At 65.8% G+C, this 23,196-nt stretch carries 18 protein-coding genes; 6 read left to right on the forward strand and 12 right to left on the reverse strand.

The window, feature by feature from the left end; all coding sequences use genetic code 11:
- The 7 genes from JQ617_RS39675 to JQ617_RS39705 all read right to left on the reverse strand — a co-directional run bounded on the left by JQ617_RS39675 (position 1) and on the right by JQ617_RS39705 (position 9,332).
- Positions 1–807, reverse strand: coding sequence for an ABC transporter ATP-binding protein (locus JQ617_RS39675; protein ID WP_249157874.1), 807 nt, complete (start codon positions 805–807; stop codon positions 1–3).
- The gene (locus tag JQ617_RS39680; protein ID WP_212031098.1) at positions 786–1,541 is read right to left on the reverse strand and encodes an ABC transporter permease; all 756 of its coding nucleotides are present in this window, start codon (positions 1,539–1,541) and stop codon (positions 786–788) included. The genes JQ617_RS39675 and JQ617_RS39680 overlap by 22 nt, the downstream gene beginning before the upstream one ends.
- 5 nt (positions 1,542–1,546) lie before the next feature.
- On the reverse strand, positions 1,547–2,509 hold the full coding sequence (locus JQ617_RS39685; RefSeq protein ID WP_212031099.1) for an ABC transporter substrate-binding protein: 963 nt from the start codon (positions 2,507–2,509) through the stop codon (positions 1,547–1,549).
- Positions 2,510–2,558: 49 nt separating this feature from the next.
- On the reverse strand, positions 2,559–3,287 hold the full coding sequence (locus JQ617_RS39690; protein ID WP_212031100.1) for a GntR family transcriptional regulator: 729 nt from the start codon (positions 3,285–3,287) through the stop codon (positions 2,559–2,561).
- 105 nt (positions 3,288–3,392) lie between these two features.
- On the reverse strand, positions 3,393–4,220 hold the full coding sequence (locus tag JQ617_RS39695; protein ID WP_249157875.1) for a hypothetical protein: 828 nt from the start codon (positions 4,218–4,220) through the stop codon (positions 3,393–3,395).
- A gap of 364 nt (positions 4,221–4,584) precedes the next feature.
- On the reverse strand, positions 4,585–7,035 hold the full coding sequence (locus tag JQ617_RS39700; RefSeq protein ID WP_212031102.1) for an adenylate/guanylate cyclase domain-containing protein: 2,451 nt from the start codon (positions 7,033–7,035) through the stop codon (positions 4,585–4,587).
- A 233-nt stretch (positions 7,036–7,268) separates the two neighbouring features.
- Positions 7,269–9,332 (reverse strand): AsmA family protein, encoded by a 2,064-nt coding sequence (locus JQ617_RS39705; RefSeq protein WP_212031103.1) that lies wholly within the window; start codon positions 9,330–9,332, stop codon positions 7,269–7,271.
- A 235-nt stretch (positions 9,333–9,567) separates the two neighbouring features.
- On the opposite strand from JQ617_RS39705, the gene JQ617_RS39710 reads away from it, so the two are divergent.
- Complete coding sequence (locus JQ617_RS39710) at positions 9,568–10,242, forward strand: Crp/Fnr family transcriptional regulator (protein ID WP_026312449.1); 675 nt, start codon at positions 9,568–9,570, stop codon at positions 10,240–10,242.
- An 89-nt stretch (positions 10,243–10,331) separates the two neighbouring features.
- Here the strand turns inward: JQ617_RS39710 and JQ617_RS39715 are convergent, their stop codons facing one another.
- The 4 genes from JQ617_RS39715 to JQ617_RS39730 form a co-directional block, all read right to left on the reverse strand.
- Positions 10,332–13,481, reverse strand: a complete 3,150-nt coding sequence (locus JQ617_RS39715; protein ID WP_212031104.1) for an efflux RND transporter permease subunit — start codon at positions 13,479–13,481, stop codon at positions 10,332–10,334.
- Positions 13,481–14,410 carry an RND family efflux transporter gene (locus JQ617_RS39720; protein WP_212031105.1) on the reverse strand — a complete coding sequence of 310 codons (930 nt, stop codon included), beginning with the start codon at positions 14,408–14,410 and terminating at the stop codon, positions 13,481–13,483. Before JQ617_RS39720 ends, JQ617_RS39715 begins: the two co-directional genes overlap by 1 nt.
- Before the next feature lie 158 nt (positions 14,411–14,568).
- Positions 14,569–15,243: an OmpA family protein gene (locus JQ617_RS39725; RefSeq protein WP_212031106.1), complete on the reverse strand. Its 675-nt coding sequence runs from the start codon at positions 15,241–15,243 to the stop codon at positions 14,569–14,571.
- A 147-nt stretch (positions 15,244–15,390) separates the two neighbouring features.
- Complete coding sequence (locus tag JQ617_RS39730; RefSeq protein WP_212031107.1) at positions 15,391–16,923, reverse strand: caspase family protein; 1,533 nt, start codon at positions 16,921–16,923, stop codon at positions 15,391–15,393.
- 403 nt (positions 16,924–17,326) lie between these two features.
- Here JQ617_RS39730 and JQ617_RS39735 point away from each other — a divergent pair, with 403 nt between their 5' ends.
- Positions 17,327–18,133 carry an N-acyl homoserine lactonase family protein gene (locus tag JQ617_RS39735; protein WP_212031108.1) on the forward strand — a complete coding sequence of 269 codons (807 nt, stop codon included), beginning with the start codon at positions 17,327–17,329 and terminating at the stop codon, positions 18,131–18,133.
- A gap of 187 nt (positions 18,134–18,320) precedes the next feature.
- Here the strand turns inward: JQ617_RS39735 and JQ617_RS39740 are convergent, their stop codons facing one another.
- A complete protein-coding gene (locus JQ617_RS39740) occupies positions 18,321–18,863 on the reverse strand; it encodes a MarR family winged helix-turn-helix transcriptional regulator (RefSeq protein ID WP_212031109.1) in 543 nt (180 codons plus the stop codon).
- 109 nt (positions 18,864–18,972) lie between these two features.
- On the opposite strand from JQ617_RS39740, the gene JQ617_RS39745 reads away from it, so the two are divergent.
- The 4 genes from JQ617_RS39745 to hmgA are packed head-to-tail and all read left to right on the forward strand — an operon-like array spanning position 18,973 to position 23,147.
- On the forward strand, positions 18,973–20,589 hold the full coding sequence (locus JQ617_RS39745) for an FAD-dependent oxidoreductase (RefSeq protein ID WP_212031110.1): 1,617 nt from the start codon (positions 18,973–18,975) through the stop codon (positions 20,587–20,589).
- A gap of 9 nt (positions 20,590–20,598) precedes the next feature.
- Positions 20,599–20,823 carry a DUF2783 domain-containing protein gene (locus tag JQ617_RS39750; RefSeq protein WP_212031111.1) on the forward strand — a complete coding sequence of 75 codons (225 nt, stop codon included), beginning with the start codon at positions 20,599–20,601 and terminating at the stop codon, positions 20,821–20,823.
- An 18-nt stretch (positions 20,824–20,841) separates the two neighbouring features.
- Positions 20,842–21,798 carry an MBL fold metallo-hydrolase gene (locus JQ617_RS39755; protein ID WP_212031112.1) on the forward strand — a complete coding sequence of 319 codons (957 nt, stop codon included), beginning with the start codon at positions 20,842–20,844 and terminating at the stop codon, positions 21,796–21,798.
- A gap of 2 nt (positions 21,799–21,800) precedes the next feature.
- Positions 21,801–23,147 (forward strand): homogentisate 1,2-dioxygenase, encoded by a 1,347-nt coding sequence (gene hmgA, locus JQ617_RS39760; RefSeq protein WP_212031113.1) that lies wholly within the window; start codon positions 21,801–21,803, stop codon positions 23,145–23,147.
- Positions 23,148–23,196: the final 49 nt, after the last annotated feature.

Raw genomic sequence — 23,196 nt, forward strand, 5'->3', positions numbered from 1 at the left:
TCACGCCGATTTGCGGATGTGCCGCCAGATGCGGTCGCGCAGGCTTCCGAATGCATCGCCGCTGAGCATCTCGTAGGTCCGGGGCCGTGGCAGCTGGACCTGAAGATGGTCCACGATGCGGCCGGGCCGCGCCGACATCACGATCACCTCGTCGGCGAGATAGACGGCTTCGGTGAGGCTGTGCGTGACGAAGACGACCGTCTTGCCGGTCGCCGCCCAGATACGCAACAGCTCGTCGCCCATGGTCATGCGCGTCTGCTCGTCGAGCGCTGCGAACGGCTCGTCCATGAGCAGCACCGGCGGATCCTGCACCAGCCCGCGTGCGATCGAGACCCGCTGCTTCATGCCGCCCGAAAGCTCGTGCGGATGGCGCTTGCCGAAGCCTTCGAGCCCGACCAGCTTGAGCGCATCCTGCGCCTTGGAGCGGCGCTCGGCTTTGGGCACGCCGCGCAGCGCCAGCGGAAACTCGACATTGTCCTCGGCCGTCAGCCATGGAAACAGGCTCGCCTCCTGAAACACCACCCCGACCCTGTCAGGATCGGGTTGCGGGATCGGCGCACCGTTGATGGTGATGGTGCCCGCGGTCTGCTGGCGGAGGCCCGCCATCATCATCAGAAGCGTGGACTTGCCGCAGCCGCTGGGACCGACCAGCACCACGAAACGGCCGGGCTTGATCTCGAGCGAGACGTCCTCCAGCGCGACGACGTCCTGCGACCGGGTCTTGAACACCTGGCCGACATTTCTCACCTCGATCGCGCCGGCACGCGCCGCGGGCTTGAGCGGGGTCACGTTCGCCAATGGCTGCATCGCGTTTCCACCCATCTGACAAGTTCGTTGAAGGTCATGGCGATCGCGGCGACCATCACGACGCCGGCGAGGAGCTGCTTCATCTGGAAATTCTCGCCCCAGGTCGCGATCTGGTGGCCGATGCCGTCGCGCGAGGCGTACATCTCGGCGAGGATCACGCCGGTGAGGTTGAAGATCATGGAGATCCGCAAGGCCTCCAGCAGCACCGGCAGCATGCTCGGCAAGTAAACCCGGAACGCGGTCTGCCACGGCGTGGCACCATAGGAGCGCGCCACAGTGAGATGCTCGACCTTGACCGAGTCCACCGCCGTCGTGGTCGACATGATCACGATGAAGATGGTCGAGAAGAAGCCGAAGCCGACCTTCTGGGCAAAGCCGACGCCGAACACCAGGATGAACATCGGCAGGAAGATCGACTTCGGGATGCTGAAAGCGAAGAACAGCAGCGGCTTGGCGACGTCGGCGAAGTAGCGGTTCTCCGCGACCAGGAAACCGATCAGCGCGCCGACGGGCACGGCCAGCGCGAACGCCGCCAGCACCTCGGTCGCGGTCACCATCAGGTCCTTCTGCACCGCGGCGCGCTGCAGAAGATCGCCGAGCGTCACAAACGTGTCGGACGCGGCCGGCAGCAGGCGCGGATTGACGATGCCGGTGCGCGACAGCAGCTCCCACAGCGCCAGGATCGCGACGATGATCGCGATCCGCGCGAGGTTGATGGCAAGCGTGCCCTGCATCGCCGTTACTTGGTCGGGACCGGCTTGAACTTGGTCGAGATCACGTCCTCGGACGGTACGATGTCCTTGAGTCCGCCAAGCTTGGCGAGATCGAGCGAGAGCTGCACGGCTGCATTCACATTCGCCGCGCCCATGTCGCCGCTGGTCTCGAGCTTCATGATCGTGTTGTCGTATTCGAGGCCGGCGATTTCCGGCGGCATCTCGTAGAGCTCGGCGATCAGCTTGACGGTGACGTCGCGGTTGGCGCGCATGAATGCGACGGCGCCATAGAGAGCGTTCACCGCCTTCTGCACCAGCTGAGGCTTCGCCTCGGCAAGCTTGTCGAGCACGATCCACCCAGCGGTGAGGTTCGGCGGCACCGCGGTCGAATAGTCGAGGATGGTCTTGGCCTCGCCGGATTTCGAGATCTGGAAGCTCAGCGGCGAATAGACGACGGCGGCCTCGACATTGCCGGCGAGCAGGTTCGGCACCAGGCCGCCGCCGCCGACCGGGACGCGCGTGAAGTCGATCTTCTTGTCCTGGATGGTCCACAGCGCAAGCAGGTCCGAACCGGAGCCGGCCGCGGTGATCGCCACCTTCTTGCCGTTGAGGTCCTTGACGTCGAGCGTCGATTTGGCCGGCACCATCAACTGCCAGCCGAAATTGCCCATCGCGGCGTTGGCGACGATGCGCGACATGACGCCCTTCTTGCGCCCGGCGGAGACCAGCGACGGCGGATCGAGGATGATGTCGGCCGCGCCTGCAGCCATGCCCTCGAAGGTTTCGGCGCCGCTGCGGTAGATGGTCAGCTCGGCCTGGATGCCTTCCTTCTCGAACAGTTTCTGGCGCACCGCCGTCTCGGCGATCGTCGTCGGCCAATAGGTTTTCGTGGGCAGGCCGACCCGAATGGTCTCGGCGGCGCTCGCCGGGCCGGCAAGAAATGCGGCGGCGACAAGCGATAGCAACGCGTGACGGCGATTGATCTTCATTATTTTCCTCCCGGGGTCGTTTTTTTGTGTGCCCGATTTCTGGGGATCGTCAGGTCGTGCGGCTCACCTCCGCGATGCGCGAGGCGGCGAGCTCGACGAACTCCTTGGTGATGCCGAAATGCTGCGACAATGCGCGAACCGCCGCGTCTGCATCGCGCTTCGTCACGGCCGCGACGATCGCCTCGTGCTCGGCCTCGACGTCGCGCGGCTTGCCGCCGACCTCGCGGCGGATCGACAGACGGCGATATCTCTCGCTTTGCTCGTGCAACACGTCGCGGAAGCCGAGCAGCCATGGCGAACCGCAGGCATTGACCAGCGCACGATGGAAGATGCGGTGACGGATCACCCATTCCTCGTAATGCACCGTGGGATCATCGGGATAGCGATAGGGAACGGCTTTCAGATCCGCCCACGCCGACTTCACCAAGGCGAGCCAGGACTCGTCGCCCCGCTCGATCGAGCGGCGCAGTGCGAGCCCCTCGATGTCGATCCGGGTCTGGGTCACGTCGGCGAGATCGGCGAGCGACACCGGGCTGACGCGGAAGCCGCGCTGGTCGGAGGCCTGAACGAGACCATCGGCAACGAGCCGCGACAGCGCCTCGCGCACCGCGGCAAGGCTGACCGAGAACTGCTTGGCGAGGCCGGCGATATGCAGCTTCTGGCCGGGCAGCAGCCGCGTCGCCAGAATGTCGGCGCGCAGCCGCTCATGCAGCGCCGATGTCAGGCTGCGCGGGCCATCCGATAGGTTTCCGGACATGTCGAACTGAAGCGGACCCATGCGGCGATGATTGCAAGGCGCCGCCGCGGGGTCAACAGAAAATCGAAAATCGATTTTTTATAGCGTATGGGTTGAGCGTCTGCAGCCGTTGCACGCGCGCCGTGATCACCCGCAGGCCCAGTCAAACTTCATGTCCTTGAAGTCCAGCTGCGCGTTGCCGCCGCCGAAATTGTAGCCGCCGAAATACTCCTCGAACTCGACATAGAACGGGCTCATCTCCGGCTCCGCCTGGGACGGCCGCATGGTGCCGCCGAGATGATTGGGGGCGTGGTCCTTGGCCCAGTCGTGCATGCGGTAATTGTCGGCGCTCGGCACGCCGCCGACGAAATAGAAATAGGACTGGTAGCCGGTCGGCGGGTTCTTGCGGACGTGCTCGTCCTGCGGGCCCTTGCCGGCGTTGGGATCGCTCGCGCGCGGCGACATCGCAATCGCGCGGGTCTCGCCGAGATCGGTGCGCGGCGGGATGGCAAACATCTTCCTCGCGTAAAGCGCGGCGGCCTCAAAGAAGGCGCTGGCGCTGCCGACGTCGAGCCAGCGCGGCCGCTCAGCCGTTGCCAGCGCAAGCGGTGCCGGCGGCGTCGCGAACGGGCCTTCGTATTCGGCTCTGGTCAGCAGCAGTGCGGCATATTCGTAATCGAGAATGTCGCTCATGCGCGACAGTCGCGGGTGCGATGGCCGCGCCATCACGGCTTCGCGGATTTCAGGATCGTCGGGCGCGCCGCCGTCATTGTGATCGGGCGCCGTGGCGAAGAACGACACCGCGACGATGTCCGCGCCATGCACGCGATAATCCTCCGGCAGCAGCAGCGTGAAGCCGTGCATCAGAGGAAAACCGGTGACGGGATCGAGCGGCCATTGCTCGCTGCTGATGCCCGGCGGCAGCCCGTAGACCCAGCCCTGGTCGCGCGCGCGGTCAACGGGGCGGTCCAGCATCTGCAGATCATACGCGCGCGAAGGCAAGGCAAGCGCCACAGTCCGTCTCCTACCAATCCGCCTCGCCGTTGAGGCGATGGTTAGTCGCAGGGAGCAGAGATGTGGTTCGTCGGAGGCTGAGAGAGGGGGCAACTCCGCCGGTGTTTTGCCCGACGCGTCAAACCGGTTGGGCGCACGCGAGAGGCGTGCGCAAGTCCTTGATTCCGCTGCACCGGTCTACTGTGCATGGGGTTGTTTTCGAATTTTGTCTTGGCCGCACAGTTTGGTCCCGTAGCCCGGATGGAGCGGAGCGCAATCCGGGACCGCTGTCGCCCGTGGCACGACCCCGGATTTCGCTGCGCTTCATCCGGGCTACAAGGTGCCGCTACCCTCTTCGCCGTGCCGCAGCGGCAGCATCCACGACGTTCTCGACTTCCTCGCGCCAGTTCAGGATCTCCATCGCCAGCACCGGGTGATTGAAGCCCTTGAGCTGGAGATCGTCGAGGGCGCGGGCTTCGACCCAGGGCTCGACGATGCCGTAGACGCGGCGGCTGGCCACGATCTGGTTGGGCTTGGCCTCGCTGCAGAGGCGGGAAGCGAGATTGGTGACGCTGCCGATCGCGGCATATTCCAGCCGCTGCTCGAAGCCGACCTGGCCGAGCGTGGCATAGCCGACCGCGATGCCGATGCCGAAGCCGAGGCTGTGCCCGCGGTTGCGCCAGCGCTCGGTCAGCGGGCCGATGGTGTCGCGCATCTCCACCGCCATCCGCACGGCGCGCTGGGTGTGATCCTCGAACTGGATCGGCGCGTTGAACAGGATCATCACGCCGTCGCCGGCATATTTGTCGAGCGTGCCTTCGTATTTGAAGATCAGCTTGCCGAGTGCGGCGTGATATTCGCGCAGCACGTTCATCGCCTCTTCCGGCTCGGTCGCTTCGGTGAATGCGGTGAAGCCGCGCAGGTCGCAGAACACCACGGTGACCTCGCGGCGCTGGCTGGTGAGCAGCCCTTCCGGGCTGTCGGAGGAGGCGATCAGCTGCGCCACCTGCGGCGCCAGGAAACGCTCGAGCTTGCGGATGCGCTCGATCTCGCCGAGCTGCGTCTTGACACGCTCCTCCAGCGATTTGTTCCAGTCCTTGAGCTGCTCGGTCTGCACGCGCAGCTTGTCGGCCTGGGCGCGCACGGTCTCGTTCGCGGTCTCCAGCGCGTGGCTCTTGTGATCGACCTCGGTGAACAGCCGCGCATTGCGCATCGCCAGCACGGCCTGGTTGGCGAAGGTGCGCATCAGGCCGATCAGGCTGCCGGCGAACTCGCCATCGGCGCGGCGCAGCACCACCAGCGAGCCGAGCGTGCCCTGCTGGTCCACCAGCGGCACCACCAGCACCGAATGGAAGCCGGCCTCGACCGCGGCGTCGCGCAGCGGCTGCCCGGGTGCATGTTCGAGATCGGCGATCGCGATAGGCTCGCCGCTGCTGGCGGCATCGCTCAGGATGTTCTCGCCTTCCTCGATGGTGAGATGCGCGCCCTCGACGGACCCGTCGATGCCGTTGGAGTCCACGAGGTTGAAGCGGCGCGTCTCGGCGTCATAACCGTAGATCAGCACGGCATCGGCATGGGTGATCTCGATCGCGCGCGCCGCGATGGTCGGCAGCACGGCGTTGAGATCGAGCGAGGAGGAGACCGCGCGGCCGACCTCTTCCAGCACCTTGAGCTCGTGGTTCGACTGCGCGAGATCGCGGGTGCGCTCCTCGACCTTGGTCTCCAGATTGGAATAGGTCTCCTGGAGTTGCGTGGCCATGCGGTTGAATTGGCCGGCAAGGTCTTCCAGCTCGTCGGAGGTGTGCACGTCGATGCGGTGGCTGAAATCGCCCTCACCGAGCTTGTGCGCGCCGTCGCGCAGCGCGGTGATCGGAATGATCATGCGGCGGGCGAGCAGCGTGCCGGCGAGGATCGCGACCATCAGGCCCATGCCGATCAAGAGCGCGATGCGCACCAGCTGGTCGCGGATCGGCATCAGGGCCTGCGTGGTCGGCTGCTCGAACAGCACGCTCCAGCCGAGCTTGGGCACGGTGCTCGCCGCGCTCATCACGGCATGGCCGTTGAAGTCGGTGCCGGACGTCTCGGATTCGCGTCCCGGCGCGATCGCGGCCGCGACCTGCGGCAGCTTCGACAGATCCTTGCCGACGTCAGGCCCCTTCGACGACGTCGCCAGCACCCGGCCGCGCGGATCGACCACATAGGCGAACGCCGCCTTGCCGACTTGCGCGTCGGACAGGAAATCGGAGAGGAAGCCGAGATCGATCTCGGCGACCGTGACACCGGCGTTGAAACCGGAATGCGCCACCGAGATCGACATCAACGGCGTGCGGTCGGAGAACCAGGCCGGCGCATAGCTGACGCCGCGCGCGACCGTGTCGGTGAAGCGCATGTCGCGGGACAGGTCGGCATTGCCGCCGGTCGTGGTCGACTGGCGCGAGACGCGCAGCACCTCGCGGCCGTCGCCGTTGAGCTGGAACAGCTGGTTGACGACCGAGACCTGGTGCAGCAGCGAGGCGTAGTCGGCGCGGCGCTTCTCGAGCGTGTCCTGGCTCGCCCGCGTCACCCAGCTGATCTGGCGCTCGAGCTCGGAGATCGACTGTTCGATCCGCCGGGCGGCGCCTTGCGCCTTGTCCTCCAGCCCGTCCGTCAGCTGGGTCTTGGTGGCGCGGTAGGAGATCCAGGTCTCCATCGCGCCGTTGACGGCAAGCACGAACACGACGAGGCCGACGAGGGAGACGACATATTTGGCGAACAGGCCCTCGCGCAGAAACCGTGTCTTGTCGTTCGCCCCTGCCATCCGGATCCTCTCGCGCCGCCACCAAGGCCGGCGCTTTGGGCCGCACGGGCCCCGGCCGCCCTTTTATCACAATTTGGGACAGCGGACCCGAGGACCGCCGGTGTGGTTACCTGTTGTGGACGCCGGGACAGGCGGCGGGGTGGTGAATTGTCGCAGCCTCATCCGTTCGGAGGAAGCGGCGGGCGGGGCAGCCGATGTAAGGCGTGGGCGTGAAATCCAGCCCGGTCCGCCCATCATCGATTGAAGAGCTGCCGCAGCACGTCGTTCATCGGCTGGCTATCCTGCTGCGCCACCGGCGAGTCCTCCTGGGCGGGGGGCGCCGGCGAAGCCTGCGGCGCCGGGGTCGAGGAGGGTGCCGGCAGGCTGCGGCTGCGGCCGGTGCCCGTCGCGGTGCCGGCTCCGGTTCCGGCGCCGCTGGACAACCCCTGCTGGATCAGATTGCCGATCGCCTCGCCGAGCGGGCCGCCGAGCAGATTGTTCTGCCCCGGCTGCTGGGCTTGCGCGTTGGCGCCGCCGGCCGCGTTGGCGCCCGGTGCGGTCGTGCCGCCGAGCCCCAGGCTTCCCAGGATATTGCCGAGCCCGGCGCCGTCGGGGCCGAACAGGCCCTTGCCCATCTCGCGCAGCTTGGCATAGGCGGCATCGGGATTATCCAGCATGCCGGCCATGTCGGGATAGATCTTCGGCTGCGACCAGCTGCCCTGGATCATCACGGGGATGCCGAAGCCGACCGGCTCGTTCGTGCGGCCCTGGCCTTCGGTCGTCATCACGAGCTTGGGCTCGACGCGAAAGCCCATCATCTTGGTGTCGAGCGCGATGGTGCCGGCGCCGGTGACGCGCACCAGCGGTCCGATCAAATTGAGATCGGTCGTCACGGCCTGGCCCTTGTCGATGCGGAACGAGGCCGAGAGCTGCGACAGATCCGTGCTCTGCTCCTGGCCGGCGTTCTGGCTATCCTGCCAGCCGGACAGCGTGCCGGTCGTCAGCGAGCGGATCATCTGCGCGACGTTGATGCCGCGGATCGCGCCGTCCTGAAAATTGACGAAGGCCGTGCCCTGCATGTTCGCCATCAGCGCGCGCTGGCTGGTGCCGGCGCTGCGCAAGGCGAGCTTGGCCTGCAGCTTGCCGTCGATCCGGTCGAATTCGGCAAGACCCTGCAGCAGCGGCAGCGCGCGCACGCCGACGAGGTCGGAATGCATGGCAAAGCTCGGCGCGCCGGTGGTCGCGTCCAGGATCACTTCGCCGGAGACCTGGCCGCCATAGGCGCCGAGATTGGCGGTGCCGGCCTTCAGCACGCCGCCGGCAAGCTTGGCATCGAGCGCAAGCGGCGCGAGGCGGGCATCGCCGATCACCGCTTCGTTCGCGGAGATCCGCACCTGCGCATCGACATAATTGAGCCCGGATACGTCGATCGGCGCATTGCTCCAGGGCTGCCCCGACGCACCGTCAGGCGTCTTCGCCAGCGGGATCGCGAGGCGCTGGAAATCCAGATCGACCTTGACCAGGGGCTTGCTGGCGATGTCGACCGAGACCCAGCCGTTGAAGGCGCCGTCGCCGAGCCTGCCGCTGACGCCGTTGATCATCAGGACGTCGCCGTTCAGCCGCATCTCGGCATGACCGTTGAGCTGGGACTTCAGCACATCGGGCATGTCGATGGCGAAATCCACCGGAATGGTCGGCCGTTCGGCCGGCGGTGCCGGCGTGGTCGCCTTGATGTCGAACTTGGTCGGATGATCGCCGACGCGCGCGGTGCCGGTGATGTTGACCTTGCGGTCGCCGCCAACGACGGCATCGGCATTGATGGCGCTGATGCGGCCCTCGACTCGGTCGCGCAGCCGCGCGAATGCGACCTCGCCGTCGATGACCTTGACGCGGTCGATGGTCGCCCCGGCCGTGTCGAGCGTAACTGGCTTCGACGTGCCGCCGGCGTTCGGCAGGCGCTCGCGCAGCAGCGGCTGGTAGAGCACGGGATGGGTGACGATGAGCTCGCTGATCCTAGGGCTGCCCGACCACACGCTGGACAGCGACATGTCGGCCTGGACGCTGTCGACGGTCAGGCGCGTGATGCCGCTGCGGTCCTTGGGGTCCTGGAGCGTGAGGTCGTTCAGCGTGACGTTCAGCGTCGGCCAGAGGCTGATCTTCGTGGTGCCGTCGATCGACAGGCGATAGCCGGTGGCGCTCTCGACCCGCGCGGCAATGGTCGAGGTCAGGAAGCCCGAGGGGATGCCGACCACGAGCAGAATCGCGATCACGATGATGACAGCGGCGACCGCGGCGCCGGCGAATTTCACAGCTCTCATGTCGACTTTCCAACGACGGACGAACGGCGCCGAAACCGGCCGCTCACCCGTCTCTTGCGCGTGAGTTTATCCCCGGACGGGAAGCGGCTCCAAGCGGTCAAAAATAGTCAGGGGGTGCTGCAAAGTTATGTGACTTATGACACACTTCCCCGGCGCGGTTTTACGCGATCCTGATGTTGATGGTTCCAAGCGATTTGCCGGTGAAATTAACGAGCGAATTCACAAGGACGTTGAAATGAGCAAACAGGCCGAATTTGCGGTCATCCTGAAGATGAACCCGATGTTCGCCGATCTCGGCGCGGACGAGCTCCAGCGGCTGTCCAATCTCTGCCACACCCAGCATCTGGCGAACGGCGAGGTGCTGTTCCAGAAGGGCGACGCCGGCGACGCGCTGTTTGGCGTCCGCCGCGGCCAGGTCCGTATCGAGACCGGCGCCTCCGACGGCAGCCGGCTGACGCTGAATTTCATGGGGCCGGGCGACCTGTTCGGCGAGGTCGCGGTGCTGGACGGCCAGGACCGCACCGCGGATGCGACGGCGGGCGAGGCCAGCGAACTGTTCGTGCTGCGGCGCGAGGACTTCCTCGGCTTCCTCGAGCGCGAGCCGAAGGTCGCGATCAAGATCATCGCGCTGCTGTGCCAGCGCATCCGCTGGCAGAGCGAACGCATGGAAGAGTCCATGCTGCAGCCGCTGCCGGTGCGCCTCGCGCGACGGCTCTGCGCGCTCGCCGCGGATTTCGGCTCCGAGGTGCACATCTCGCAGGAGCAGCTCGGCGTCTTCGTCGGCGCCGCCCGCGAGAGCGTCAACCGCCAGCTCCAGGCCTGGCGCAAGGAAGCGATCCTGGATCTGCAGCGCGGCCGGATCCTGCTGCGGAACATGACCAAGCTGACCGCGATCGCGCGGAACGAGTAGGGTCGTCCAGGCTGCTTTGCATGTAATGCAACGTCAGTCATTCAGATCACGGATAAGGGGCGGCTCATGGCCGCCCCTTCGCGCGAATCCTATTCCGCTGCGGGATGCACCATGTTCTTCGATACGGGCGGAGCGCCCGCATCCGAAGCCCCGTGGTGACCGTCCGCCTCCGCATCTTCACTGTGCACGATAAACCGCTTGCCGAAGCGCCAGATCAGGGCGCCGAGATCGTCCATCACCATGAACATCGCGGGCACGAACACCAGCGACAGGATGGTCGAGAAGATCAGGCCGCCGATCACCGCGAGCGCCATCGGCGAGCGGAACTCGCCGCCGGCGCCGACCGCGAGCGCGCTCGGCATCATGCCCGCGGCCATCGCGATCGTGGTCATCACGATCGGGCGGGCGCGCTTCATGCCGGCGTCGATCATGGCATCCTCGCGCGGCTTGCCGTCGCGGATCGCTTCGATCGCGAACTCGACCAGCATGATCGCGTTCTTGGTGACGATGCCCATCAGCATCAGGATGCCGATCCACACCGGCGTGGTGAGCTGCTTGCCGGTGATGAGCAGGGCGGCGATCGCGCCGCCGATCGAGAGCGGCAGCGAGAACAGGATGGTGATCGGCTGCAGGAAGGTGCCGAACAGCAGCACCAGCACGGCATAGACCATCATCAGGCCCGCCGTGATCGCGGTGGCGAAGCCGTCGGACAGTTCGTTCAGGCTTTCGGCGTCGCCCGAGGGTGAGACCTTCACGCTCTTCGGCAAGGTCTTCATCACGGGCAGGTCGTAGATCTTCTTGGTGGCGTCGCCGAGCGCGGCGGAGCCGACGAGGTCGGCCGCGACGGTCGCCTGCCGTTCGCGGTCGTAACGGTTGATGCTGGTCGGACCCTGGTCGAGCTTGACGTCGGCGATGACCGAGAGCGGCACGCCGCCCTTCTCGCCGCGCTCGCCCAGCGGCACCCGCAATTGCTCCAGCGTCTTCAGATTGCCGCGCGCGGCGTCCTCGAGCTGCACGCGGATCGGCACCAGGCGGTCGCCGACGTCGAATTTGGCGAGCGCGGGCCCGACGTCGCCGATGGTGGCGACGCGAATGGTCTGTGACAGGCTCTCGGTCGAGACGCCGAGCCGTGCGGCGAGATCGGCGCGCGGCTCGATGCGCAGCTCGGGCCGTTCCAGCGTGGTCTCTGAGATCACGTTGGAGATGGTCGGTATCCGCTTCATCTGCGTCGCGAGCTCGCTGGCGACGTTGTTGACGATGTTGGCGTCGACACCGGTCACCACCAGCGAGATGGCGCGTAGGCCGTTCTCGTCGAGGAACCAGAAACGGATGTCCGGAATGTTCTCCAGCTCCTGGCTGATCGAGAATTCCAGCTCGCGCTGGGTGATGTCGCGATCGGCCTTGGGCTTGTAGTTGATGATCAGGGCGGCGCGGCGGACTTCCTGGGTGCCCGGCGGAACGCGTCCGCCGTCGACGAAGATGCTCTTCACCTCGGGCCGCTTGCGGAGCCGCGCGACGATGTCCTCGGTGACCTTCTCGGTGTAGGCGAGCTGGGTGCCCGGCGGCAGCTCGAGCGCAAGCAGCGAGCGCGCGCTGTCCTGCGCGGGCAGGAAGCCCTGCGGCAGCAGCGTGATGCTCCAGATCGATGCGGCGAAGATGCCGAAGCCGATCAGCACCGTGATGAAATAATGCTTCACCGACCAGGCCACGATCCTGTGGTAGGACCGCAGGACGCGGCCGGGCGGCGGCTCTTCGTGATGGCCGTGCTTGAGGAAGTAGGCGGCCAGCACCGGTGTCACGAAGCGCGCGGCGAGCAGCGAGAAGAACACCTGCACCGAGACGGTGATGCCGAACTGCTTGAAGAACTGTCCGGCGATGCCCGACATGAAGCTCGCCGGCGCGAAGATCGCGATGATGGTGAGCGAGATCGCGATCACCGCGAGGCCGATCTCGTCGGCGGCTTCCAGCGCGGCACGGTAGGGCGATTTGCCCATGTTCATGTGCCGGACGATGTTCTCGATCTCGACGATGGCGTCGTCGACGAGAATACCCGTCGACAGCGTGATGGCGAGGAAGCTGACGAGGTTCAGCGAGAAGCCGAGCAGGTCCATCGCCCAGAACGCCGGGAAGATCGACAGCGGCAGCGAGATCGCGGCGATGATGGTGGCGCGCAGGTCGCGCAGGAACAAGAGCACGATGACGACGGCGAGGATGGCGCCCTCGAACAGGGTGGAGATCGCCGCTTCGTAATTGCCGTTGGTGTATTCGACCGAGGTGTCGATCAGCTTGAGGTCGACATCGGGATAGGCGGCCTTGAGTGCGTCGATGCGCTTCTGCACGGCGGCGGCGACCTTCACGTCGCTGGCGCCCTTGGAGCGCTTGATGCCGAGCGCGACCACCGGCTCGCCGTTGAAGCGGGCGAAGGTGCGGCGGTCGGCGATGGTGTCGGTGACGGTGCCGAGATCGTCGAGTCTGACCTCGCCGCCGCCGAACAGCGGGACCATGGTGCCGGCGAGATCGCCCAGCGTCTTGGCGCCGGCCAGCGTGCGGATCGCCTGGTCGTTCTTGCCGATCTCGGCGCGGCCGCCGGCGACGTCGACATTGGTGCCGCGCAGGCTCTGGCTGACATTGACGGCGGTGAGCCCCATCGCCTGCAGGCGATCGGGATCGAGGGACACCAGAATCTCGCGCTCGACACCGCCGATGCGCTCGACCTGGGCGACGCCGCGCACGCCCTGCAGCGCGCGCTTGACCACGTCGTCGACGAAATAGGAGAGCTGCTCCGGTGTCTTGCCGGGCGAGATCGCGGCATAGGTGACGATCGGCAGGCCGATCACGTCGACGCGCTGGATCAGCGGCTCGGTGACGTTCTGCGGCAGGTTCGAGCGCACGCGCGTCACCGCGTCCTTGACGTCGTTGAGCGCGCGGTCGGTGTTGGTCTCCAGCGCGAACTGGATCGTGGTCAGCGACAGGCCGTCGGTGATCTGCGAGGTGATGTGCCTGACGCCCTCGACGCCGGACACCGCGTCTTCAATGGTCTTGGTGACCTGGGATTCGAGCTCGGCGGGCGCAGCTCCAAACTGCGACACCGCGACCGAGATCACGGGGATGTCCGCCGAAGGCAGCCGCGTCACCGCGAGCTTCACGAAGGAGGTCCAGCCGAGCACCAGCAGGATGATCGAAAAGACGACCGACGGCAGCGGATGACGAATAGACCATGCCGAGATATTGAGAGCCATCAGCGTACCCGCGTGCGATCGAGTTCATCGGCGAACATGGTCTTGATCTGGTCGCCGTCATGCAGCGAAGAGCCGGCGTCGGCCACGACGATTTCGCCGACGTCGAGGCCCTCCAGGATTTCCGTCGCGGTGTCGGACGACAGTCCGACCCGCACCTTGCGCGTCTCGACAATGTTGCCTTTGACGACCTGCACGGTGAGGTGGTCGATGGCTGTCTTGGGGACCGCCACGCCGCAGCTTCGCTTGGCGTCGATCGAGGCGCGCGCGAACACGCCGACCTTCAGCGAGGGATTGTTGGTGACGCTAATGCGGACGCGGCCGAGCTGCGTGGTGCGGTCGATCTCGGGCGAGACCAGCCGCACGCGTCCGATCAGATCGGGCGCGTCGTCGCGGCTGATGCGCACGGTCGCGCCGGCGCTGAGCTTGGGCATGTGCACCGCCGGAACCTGGGCGTCGAGCTCGATCTCGTTGTTGACGGCGATGCGGAACATCGGGCCGGCCTGCGGCGACGCGGGCGCGCCGACGATGGTGCGGACCTCGGTGACGAGACCCGGCGCGGGCGCCTTCAGCGAGATCGGGCCTTGCGGTCCGGGCCGCTGCGGCTGGCCGGGGATCTGCGGCGGCGGGGTCAGGCGCGCCAGCTCCTGATTGTCGGTGACCATGGTGCCTTCGGTGACGAAGAGGTCGGTGACCCTCGAGCCTTCCTGGTCGGCGACGACCACGGCCTCGCGGCGCGGCACGAAGAAGCCGGTCACGCGCACGAGGTCGGAGAAGCAGGCATTGGTCGACTTGGTCACGATGACGAGCGCCTCGCTCGGCGTCTCCTTCACCTCGGGACGCTTTCGATGCTCGAACAGATAATAGCCGACGCCGAGCGCAACGACGAAGGCCACGGTTCCGGCCGGCTTGATATATTCGGAAAGGTTCATCGCCGGATCATCCTGGCCTGGCTCACGGCCGTCCGTACGAGGCCCATGCAGAGCGTTTCCCTGAAATAAAGCGGCGTCCCGCAAGGCTGCGGGACGCGCTTCGCAAGCGAGACTTTACACCACATCACGACGGGTCACTGCAAAGGATTGCGTCGTGCTTACTTCGATGCGGTGGTCTTGTTTTCCATGTTGACGACCTGCACCCGGCGATTGACCTCGGCCATGGGCTGGCCCGGGTCCTTCAGCTTGCTCTTGCCGTAGCCGACGGTGACGAGATCGGTCGCGGAAATGCTGTACTTCTCGACGAGGTAGCGCTTGATCGAATCCGCGCGGCGTTCCGACAGGTCCTGGTTGTAGGACTCGCCACCGGCGGCGTCGGTGTGGCCGGCGACCACGAAGGTCGAGCCTTTCAGGTCGGGGCTGGTCAGCGCGCGGCCGAGCGCCTGCACGGAAGCCATCGACTTGGCGCTGATATTGGCCGAGTTGTAGTCGAAGGTGATCTCGAGATCGATATTCGGCTTGTCCTTGGCGACCGAGGCAATCTCCTCGCGCTCGGTCGAGGACAGCGAGCGGGTCGAGCGGCCACGCACGGACTGGATCAGCTTGGTCTCGGCCGCGTTCGGCGCGGGGTCGGCCTGCGGAGCGCCGATCGAGAGGCCGCGGGTCAGCGGCTTCTTCGCCGGCGGCGCCAGCGCGCGGACGATCTCGTCTTCGGTGACGTTCTTGCTGTTGCCGTCGTCGCCGGCGAATGCGGGGGCGGCTTGCAGCGACAGCGCGGCGCCGATGGCCATGACCGAGAGGATGGCGGTAAGTCCCTTTGCAGCCGATTTCATAGCTCGTCCCTCCTGCGCGCCGAAGCTCGCGTGGTTCCAAATTCCTGCCATTGGCCCCCCGGGAAAGGCCGCCTGCGGCATCCGACGGTTAGTCTTCCGAGGGCCGTCCAGGGTTCGAGGCGTCGATCGCCTCAGCTCAAAAAAATACTAGCGTACTCCGTAGCTTGCGAATTCCTGAACGATGTTCGGATCCATCGCTTTGGCGTTCGCAATATCCAGCGCCCCTTCCTGGGCGGAGCCGTTCCGCTGCTTGGCGATGCCCCGTCCGTAGAGCGAGGAGGTCAGGCGCGGGTTGATCCGCAGGGCCGCGTCGAAATCGGCGATCGCGTTCTTGACCGCTCCGGACTTCAGATTGACGAGGCCGCGGCTGTCCAGCGCATCGACGAAGTTCGGCCGCAGCCGCAGCGCCTCGTTGCAATCCTTCAGCGCGCCCTGGAGATCGCCGACCACGGTACGGGTCCAGCAGCGGTTGTTCAGCGCTTCGACGTCCTTCGAATTGATCCGGAGCGTGTCGTCGAAATCCTTGATGGCGAGGCTGTAGGCGCCCTTGCTGGCATAGACCTGGCCGCGCCGGTACAGCGCATTCACGTCATCAGGATTGGCCGCGATCTTGGCCGTCAGGCCCTTGATGGTGGGGTCCTCGGCCAGCGCCGCCGCGCTCGGCCCGCTATCCATGCTCGGTGCAGGCGGGGGATCGGCGGGTTTCGCCGGCGGTGGCGGTGGCGGCAAGGCGGCATCGACCTGCGGCTTCGGCGACGGGGCTGGTGCCGGCGGAGGGGGAGGCGCTGGAGCCGCGGCCGTGTCGGCCGGCTTCGGCGGCGGAGGCGGTGAGGGCGGCGCAGGCGGTGCCGGCGGCGGATTGTTCGCGACCACCGGCGGCGCGGGTGGTGGTGGCGTCGTCGTCGTTGCGGTCGGACGTGACCCGGCGGCGCCCGGAATGAAGGAGAAATCCTCGGCGAGCGACGAGGAGATCCACGGCACCTGCTCGCCGCGCGAGGCGCGGGTGACGCCCATCTTGGTACGGTTCAACGTCTCCTCGGCCATCAGGTCGGGGACGCGAATTTCCTTGAGCAGTTCCTGGACGAACAGGCTGTGGTCGCCGCCGGCGTCGGAGACCACCGAGGCCAGCGCCGCCGAATACATCACCAGCGTGCCATTCGGCGCGATGACGGGCGTAAGCCCGGCCGAGAAGCTACGGAACCGGCGCTCGAACGGGTTGCGCCGGGAGGCATCGATCAATGCGATCTTGACGCCGGCGCCGCGGGTGTTGAGCTCGCCGAGCACGGTCTCGAGGCTGAAACCGTCGCGGCGCACGTCGGATTCGGTCCAGATCTGCGCATCGACCGGTAGCATGTAGCTCTGGCGCGCCGACTGGATGCCGAAGCCGCTGTAGAACACCAGCGCCACCGAGCCCGGCTTGATCTTGCCATAGAGCTTGTCGAAGGCGCGGCGCATGCCGTCGCCGGTCAGGTTCTCGCCGATCTCGACCGAGAAGCCGTCGCGCTTGAGCTCGTCGGCGATATCGCGCGCATCGTTGATCGGTTCCTTCAGCGGGGCATCGGCATCCGGATATTTGGCGTTGCCGATGACCAGCGCGTAGCGGTCGCCGGCCGCCAGCGATGGGGCCATCGGGACGAGCGAAACGAGCAACGGGAGAAGGAGAAGAAAGCGAATTTTCATAATGAGCGCGGTCCAGCCAAAAAGGCGCCGTTCCAGCTTGCGCCGCGGCGACCTTAACTTACGCAATGTGCATTATCAAACCGGGGGAGGGGGGCGTCAACCGCTTGGAGATTCGGCATTATCGCGACGATTGATCGCAACGGAGCGGCGTACCGGCGCGGGGCTGGTGACGAAGATGAACCGGCCGTCATGATCGAGCTCGACGCGACTTGGTGGGGCATTGCAGCGGCCATGCTAGGGGATTCATGGCGACAAAAATGTGATTGGTCTCACATTGCAGCCTTGCGGTCGCAGCAGCCTCGGCTGTTTGACCTTTGCGACGGACGATGGCTTGCTGCGTCCGGTCGTTCAGCTCCCCTTACAAAAAAGCAAGAGTAGAAAAGCAAGAGCCATGGGAAACGTCTTGGGAAACGTCTACGAAATCTACGCTTTGCGCTATGCGACGATGTCGCCGCGCACCCCCAGCATGAACTTCCTGGCGCCCGATCCGCATGACAGCGCGGCGCAGGATCTCGACTACTTCGTTTGGCTGATCCGCGGTGGTGGCCGCGAGATTCTGGTCGACACCGGCTTCAATGCCGAGGAGGCGAGCGCGCGGGCGCGCAAGCTGACGCTCAATCCGGTCGATGCGCTGGAGCGCTTTGGCGTTGCGGCTTCGAGCATTCGCGACGTCATCGTGACGCATCTGCATTACGACCATGCCGGCAATCTCGACCGCTTCCCGAGCGCGCGCTTCCATCTGCAGGAGCGCGAGATGGCCTACGCGACGGGGCGCTGCATGTGCAACGGACTGCTGCGACATCCGTTCTCGGTCGAGCACGTCACGCAGATGGTGCGTCATGTCTATGGCGAGCGCGTCACGTTCTATTCGGGCGACGGCGAGGTCGCGCCCGGCGTCACCGTGCACCGTGTCGGCGGCCATTCCGACGGCTTGCAGGTGGTCAAGGTCGAGACCGCGCGCGGGGCCGTGGTGCTGGCCTCCGATGCCGCGCATTACTACGCCAATCTGCAGCGGCGCAGCCCATTCCCGATCGTCTACAATGTCGGCGACATGGCCGCAGGCTGGGAGACGATCGAGCGCCTTGCCGGCCACCCCGATCGATTCATCCCCGGCCACGATCCGATCGTGACCGAGATCTATCCGCGCGCGAGCGACAAGGTCGATGCGTGGGCCCTGCATCTGCCGCCGACGCGCTCGTTTGCGAAGTGACGCCAAGAAAGCGAGCACGACTCCATCACCGTCACCCTGAGGTGCTCGCCTCTATGGCGAGCCTCGAAGGGCGACGGCCCGGCTGCATCGAGGCCGTTCATCCTTCGAGGCTCCCCGCGCGATGCTTTGCATCGCACGCCTCGCACCTCAGGATGACGGCGATGGCAATACGCGCTGGGCGCCCCAGTCAGTAAGCCTGCTTCGCATCCGCCTCTTCGCTGGTCTGGATCAAATCGAGGCTTTCCTCGATCTTGCCGAGGAGGGCCGAGAGCTGCTTGCGCTCCTGCGCGGAGAGGCAGGCGAGGATCTCGTCCTCACGCCGCAGCAATTGCGGGAACAGCTCTTCATAGAGCGCGCGGCCCTTCCTGGTCAGTTGCAGGCGGAATTCGCGGCGGTCGGCTTCGTTCTCGACCCGCTCGATCAATCCTTCGTTCAGCAGCGTGGTCACCGCGCGGCTGATGGTGGATTTGTGCGTGCGGGTGCATTGGGAGATGTACTGCGCGCTGCAGGCATCGTTGCGGAAGCCGAGCGTGGCGATCACGCGCCAGGCCGGAATGTCGAGGCCGTGGCGTTCCTGATATTCGACCGACAGCGCGGCGCTGACCTCCGCTGCCAGCCGGTTGAGGCGGAACGGCACGAACTTGAACAGATCGAGCCGTGCCTTTGGCCGCGGCGACGCCTCGCCGCCCTCCTGTGTCTTCAGCGCGATGTCGCTGGATGTCCTTGCCAAGGAAGCGCTCCGAATTCCAGTTGACGGCCGGCCGGCTCCGGTCCAAAATAGTTGCACGTGAGACTATCTAGCAGATCAGTCCCCTCCTGACCAGAGCCGAGGTTAGTGTATGGCGCCGGCCAATACGCATCAGGCCAAAACCCAGTTCGGCTATCGCCGCCACCCCGATCAGGATCGCCCCGGCCCAAGCCCGGCGGAACATCCGGTCGTGATCGTCGGCGCCGGCCCGGTCGGCCTGTCGCTGGCGATCGATCTTGCCCAGCGCGGCCAGCGCGTCGTCCTCCTGGACGACGCCGACCGCATCGGCGAGGGCTCGCGCGCGATCTGCTTCTCGAAGCGGTCGCTGGAATATTGGGACCGGCTCGGCGTCGGCGACCGCATGGTCGATAAGGGCGTGGTGTGGAGCGTCGGCCGGATCTTTCACGGCGAACAGCAGCTCTACCAGTTCAACCTGTTGCCGGAAGACGGGCACAAGCGGCCGGCCTTCATCAACCTCCAGCAATATTACGCCGAGGCATATCTGGTCGATCGCATCGGCGATCTTCCCGGGATCGACCTGCGCTGGCGCAACAAGGTGACGGCGCTCGAGCAGCGCAACGATTCCGCCGTGCTGACGATCGAGACGCCGGAGGGCGCCTATCGCCTGCAGGCGCAATATGTCGTCGCCTGCGACGGTGCGCGCTCCTCGCTGCGGCAGATGGTCGGCGCCGAGTTCGCGGGACAGGTGTTCGAGGACCAGTTCCTGATCGCCGACGTCAAGATGACCGCGGAATTCCCGACCGAGCGCTGGTTCTGGTTCGATCCGCCGTTCCATGCCGGACGCTCGGCGCTGCTGCACCGGCAGCCCGACGACGTCTGGCGCATCGACCTCCAGCTCAACCGCTATGCCGATCCCGTCGTCGAGAAGAAGCCGGAGAACGTGCGGCCGCGTATCGCGCGCATGCTCGGCCACGACAAGTTCGAGTTCGAGTGGATCTCGCTCTACAAATTCCAGTGCCGGCGCATGGACCGCTTCATCCACGGCCGCGTGATCTTTGCCGGCGATTCCGCGCATCAGGTCTCGCCGTTCGGCGCGCGCGGCGCCAACTCCGGACTCGAGGACGCCGAGAACCTGTCCTGGAAACTCGATCGCGTGCTGCGCGGCACCTCGCCCGCGAGCCTGCTCGAAAGCTACCATGTCGAGCGCAGCATGGCGGCGGACGAGAACATCCGCGAATCCACCCGCTCGACCGATTTCATGGCGCCGAACTCGCACCAGGAAGCGCGGCTGCGCAAGGCGGTGCTGTCGCTGGCGAAGGAAACCGAATTCGGCAAGCGCATGGTCAATGGCGGTAGGCTCTCGGTGCCGTGCAGCTACGATACGCCGCTGTCGTCACGCGACGCGGACGCCTGGCGCGGTGGGCCGTCGCCCGGATGTTCCATGCTCGACGCGCCCGTCGCCGGGCGGGGCTATCTGACCGATGCCTTCCGGCAGGGTGGAACGGATTTCACCTTGCTGTCGTTCAGCAATGGCGCGGTCTTTGAGGCGCCCGACGGCGTCAGGGATATCCGCATCGGCGGCGAGGGCGGGCTCGCCGATCCCTCCGGCCTTGTCGCAAAGCGCTACGACGCGGAGCCGGGTGCAGCCTATTTGCTCAGGCCCGACGGCTATGTCGCGGCGCGCTTCCGTCATCCGACGCGCGAGGCGATCGCCTCGGCCCTGTCGCGGGCCGCAGGCCTGAATTGAGGTTTGGCAATGGCGCTTTCCACCAGCTCCAACTTCGCGCGTCCCGATGATGCCTTCCGCGCCATCGTCGAGGCGCATCGTGGTCTCACCGAGGAGCAGAGTGCCGATTTCGATGCGGCGCTGGTGCTGATCCTCGCCAACCATATCGGCGACATCGACGTGCTGCGCGAGGCGATCGGGCTCGCGAAGCGCCGCATGATCGACGGCCAGCAGCAACAACAGCAACAACAGTGAACTCGTAAGGATGAATTGATGGCGAAGAACTTCGCGTCCACCGGCGATCTCTCCGAGAAGAAGATCACCTTCTCCGAGATCGGCACCGATCTCTATGCCTTCACCGCCGAGGGCGATCCGAACACGGCGGTGATCGTCGGCGACGACGGCTGCCTCGTGTTCGACGCGCAGGCGACACCGGCGATGGCGAACAAGGTGATCGAGCGCGTCAAGGCTGTCACCGACAAGCCGATCAAATATGTCGTGCTGTCGCATTATCACGCCGTGCGCGTGCTGGGCGCCTCCGCCTACAAGGCGCAGGGCATCGTCGCCTCGCAGGAGACCTATCGTCTCATCGAAGAGCGCGGCAAGCAGGATTGGGATTCCGAATACGGCCGCTTCCCGCGCCTGTTCCAGGATGCGCAGAGCATTCCTGGCCTGACCTGGCCGACGCTGACCTTCGAAGGCGAGATGTCGATCTATCTCGGCAAGCGCGAGGTGCGGCTGATGCAACTCGGCGCGGGTCACACCTCCGGCGACATCGTCGCATGGGTGCCGGATGCGGAGGTGATGTTCTCTGGCGATCTCATCGAATATCACTCGGCCTGCTATTGCGGCGATGCGCATTTGCGCGAATGGCCGCTGACGCTGAACGAGATCCGCAACTTCAATCCCAAGGCGATCGCGCCCGGTCGCGGCGATGCGCTCAAGGGCGCCGCCACGGTGCGCGAGGCCATCGCCATGACGCGCGACTTCGTCACGTCCCTTTATGGAGCCGCCGAGATCTCGGTCGCCAAGGGCCGCACGCTGAAGGAATCGATGGCGGCGACGCGCGAGGTGATGGATCCGAAATTCCACAGCTTCGCCATCTACGAGCACTGCCTGCCGTTCAACGTGTCGCGCGCCTATGACGAAGCGTCGGGGATCGACGATCCCGTGATCTGGACCGACAAGCGCGACCAGGAAATGTGGGCCGCCCTGCAAGGAGGAGGATAGTCATGAACATCAATACCTCGCCTGATCAGATCATCCGCAGCTCGGCCCAGGTGACGCCGGGCTACATGTCCGGCTTCGGCAACAGTTTCGAGACCGAGGCGCTGCCGGGCGCGCTGCCGATCGGGCGCAACTCGCCGCAGCGCTGCGCCTACGGGCTCTATGCCGAGCAGCTCTCGGGCTCGCCCTTCACCGCGCCGCGCGGCACCAATGAGCGCTCGTGGCTCTACCGCATCCGCCCCTCCGTGAAGCATTCCGGCCGCTTCGAGAAGGTCGATGCCGGGCTGTGGCGCTCGGCGCCATGCCATGAATACGATCTGCCGATCGCGCAGCTGCGCTGGGACCCGACGCCGCTGCCGAAGGGGGACGTGACCTTCGTCGAGGGCGTGCAGACCATGACGACGGCCGGTGACGTCAACACGCAGGCCGGCATGGCCGCGCATGTCTACCTCATCACCAAGTCGATGGTGGACCAGCATTTCTACAATGCCGACGGCGAGCTGATGTTCGTGCTGCAGCAGGGCAATCTTCGCCTCGTCACCGAATTCGGCCGCATCGATGCCGAGCCCGGCGAGATCGTGGTGATCCCGCGCGGCGTGAAATTCAGGGTCGAGATTCCGAACGGGCCGGCGCGCGGCTATCTCTGCGAAAATTACGGCGGCGCCTTCACGCTGCCGGAGCGCGGCCCGATCGGGGCCAACTGCCTTGCCAATGCGCGCGACTTCCTGACGCCGGTCGCGAACTACGAGGACAAGGACACGCCGACCGAGCTGTTCGTGAAATGGGGCGGCTCGCTGTTCAAGACGACCTTGCCGCATTCGCCGATCGATGTCGTCGCCTGGCACGGCAATTACGCGCCGTACAAATACGATCTGCGCACCTTCTCGCCGGTCGGCGCGATCGGCTTCGATCATCCCGATCCGTCGATATTCACCGTGCTGACCTCGCCGTCGGAGACCGCGGGCACCGCGAATATCGACTTCGTCATCTTCCCCGAGCGCTGGATGGTCGCCGACAACACATTCCGTCCGCCTTGGTATCACATGAACATCATGAGCGAGTTCATGGGCCTGATCTACGGCGTCTACGATGCGAAGCCGCAGGGCTTCGTGCCCGGCGGCATCTCCTTGCACAATTGCATGCTGCCGCACGGCCCCGATCGCGACGCCTTCGAGCACGCCAGCAATGGCGAATTGAAGCCGGTGAAGCTCACGGGCACGATGGCCTTCATGTTCGAGACCCGCTACCCGCAGCGCGTCACAGCGCATGCCGCGAATGCGTCGACGCTGCAGGACGATTACGCCGATTGCTGGAACGGCCTCGAGAAGCGGTTCGATCCGAGCAAGCCGTAGATTTTGTTGCTCGTCATCGCCGGGCCTGACCCGGCGATCCATCCTCTTC

This window comes from Bradyrhizobium sp. KB893862 SZCCT0404, from assembly GCF_018130885.1.
GTDB lineage: Bacteria > Pseudomonadota > Alphaproteobacteria > Rhizobiales > Xanthobacteraceae > Bradyrhizobium > Bradyrhizobium stylosanthis.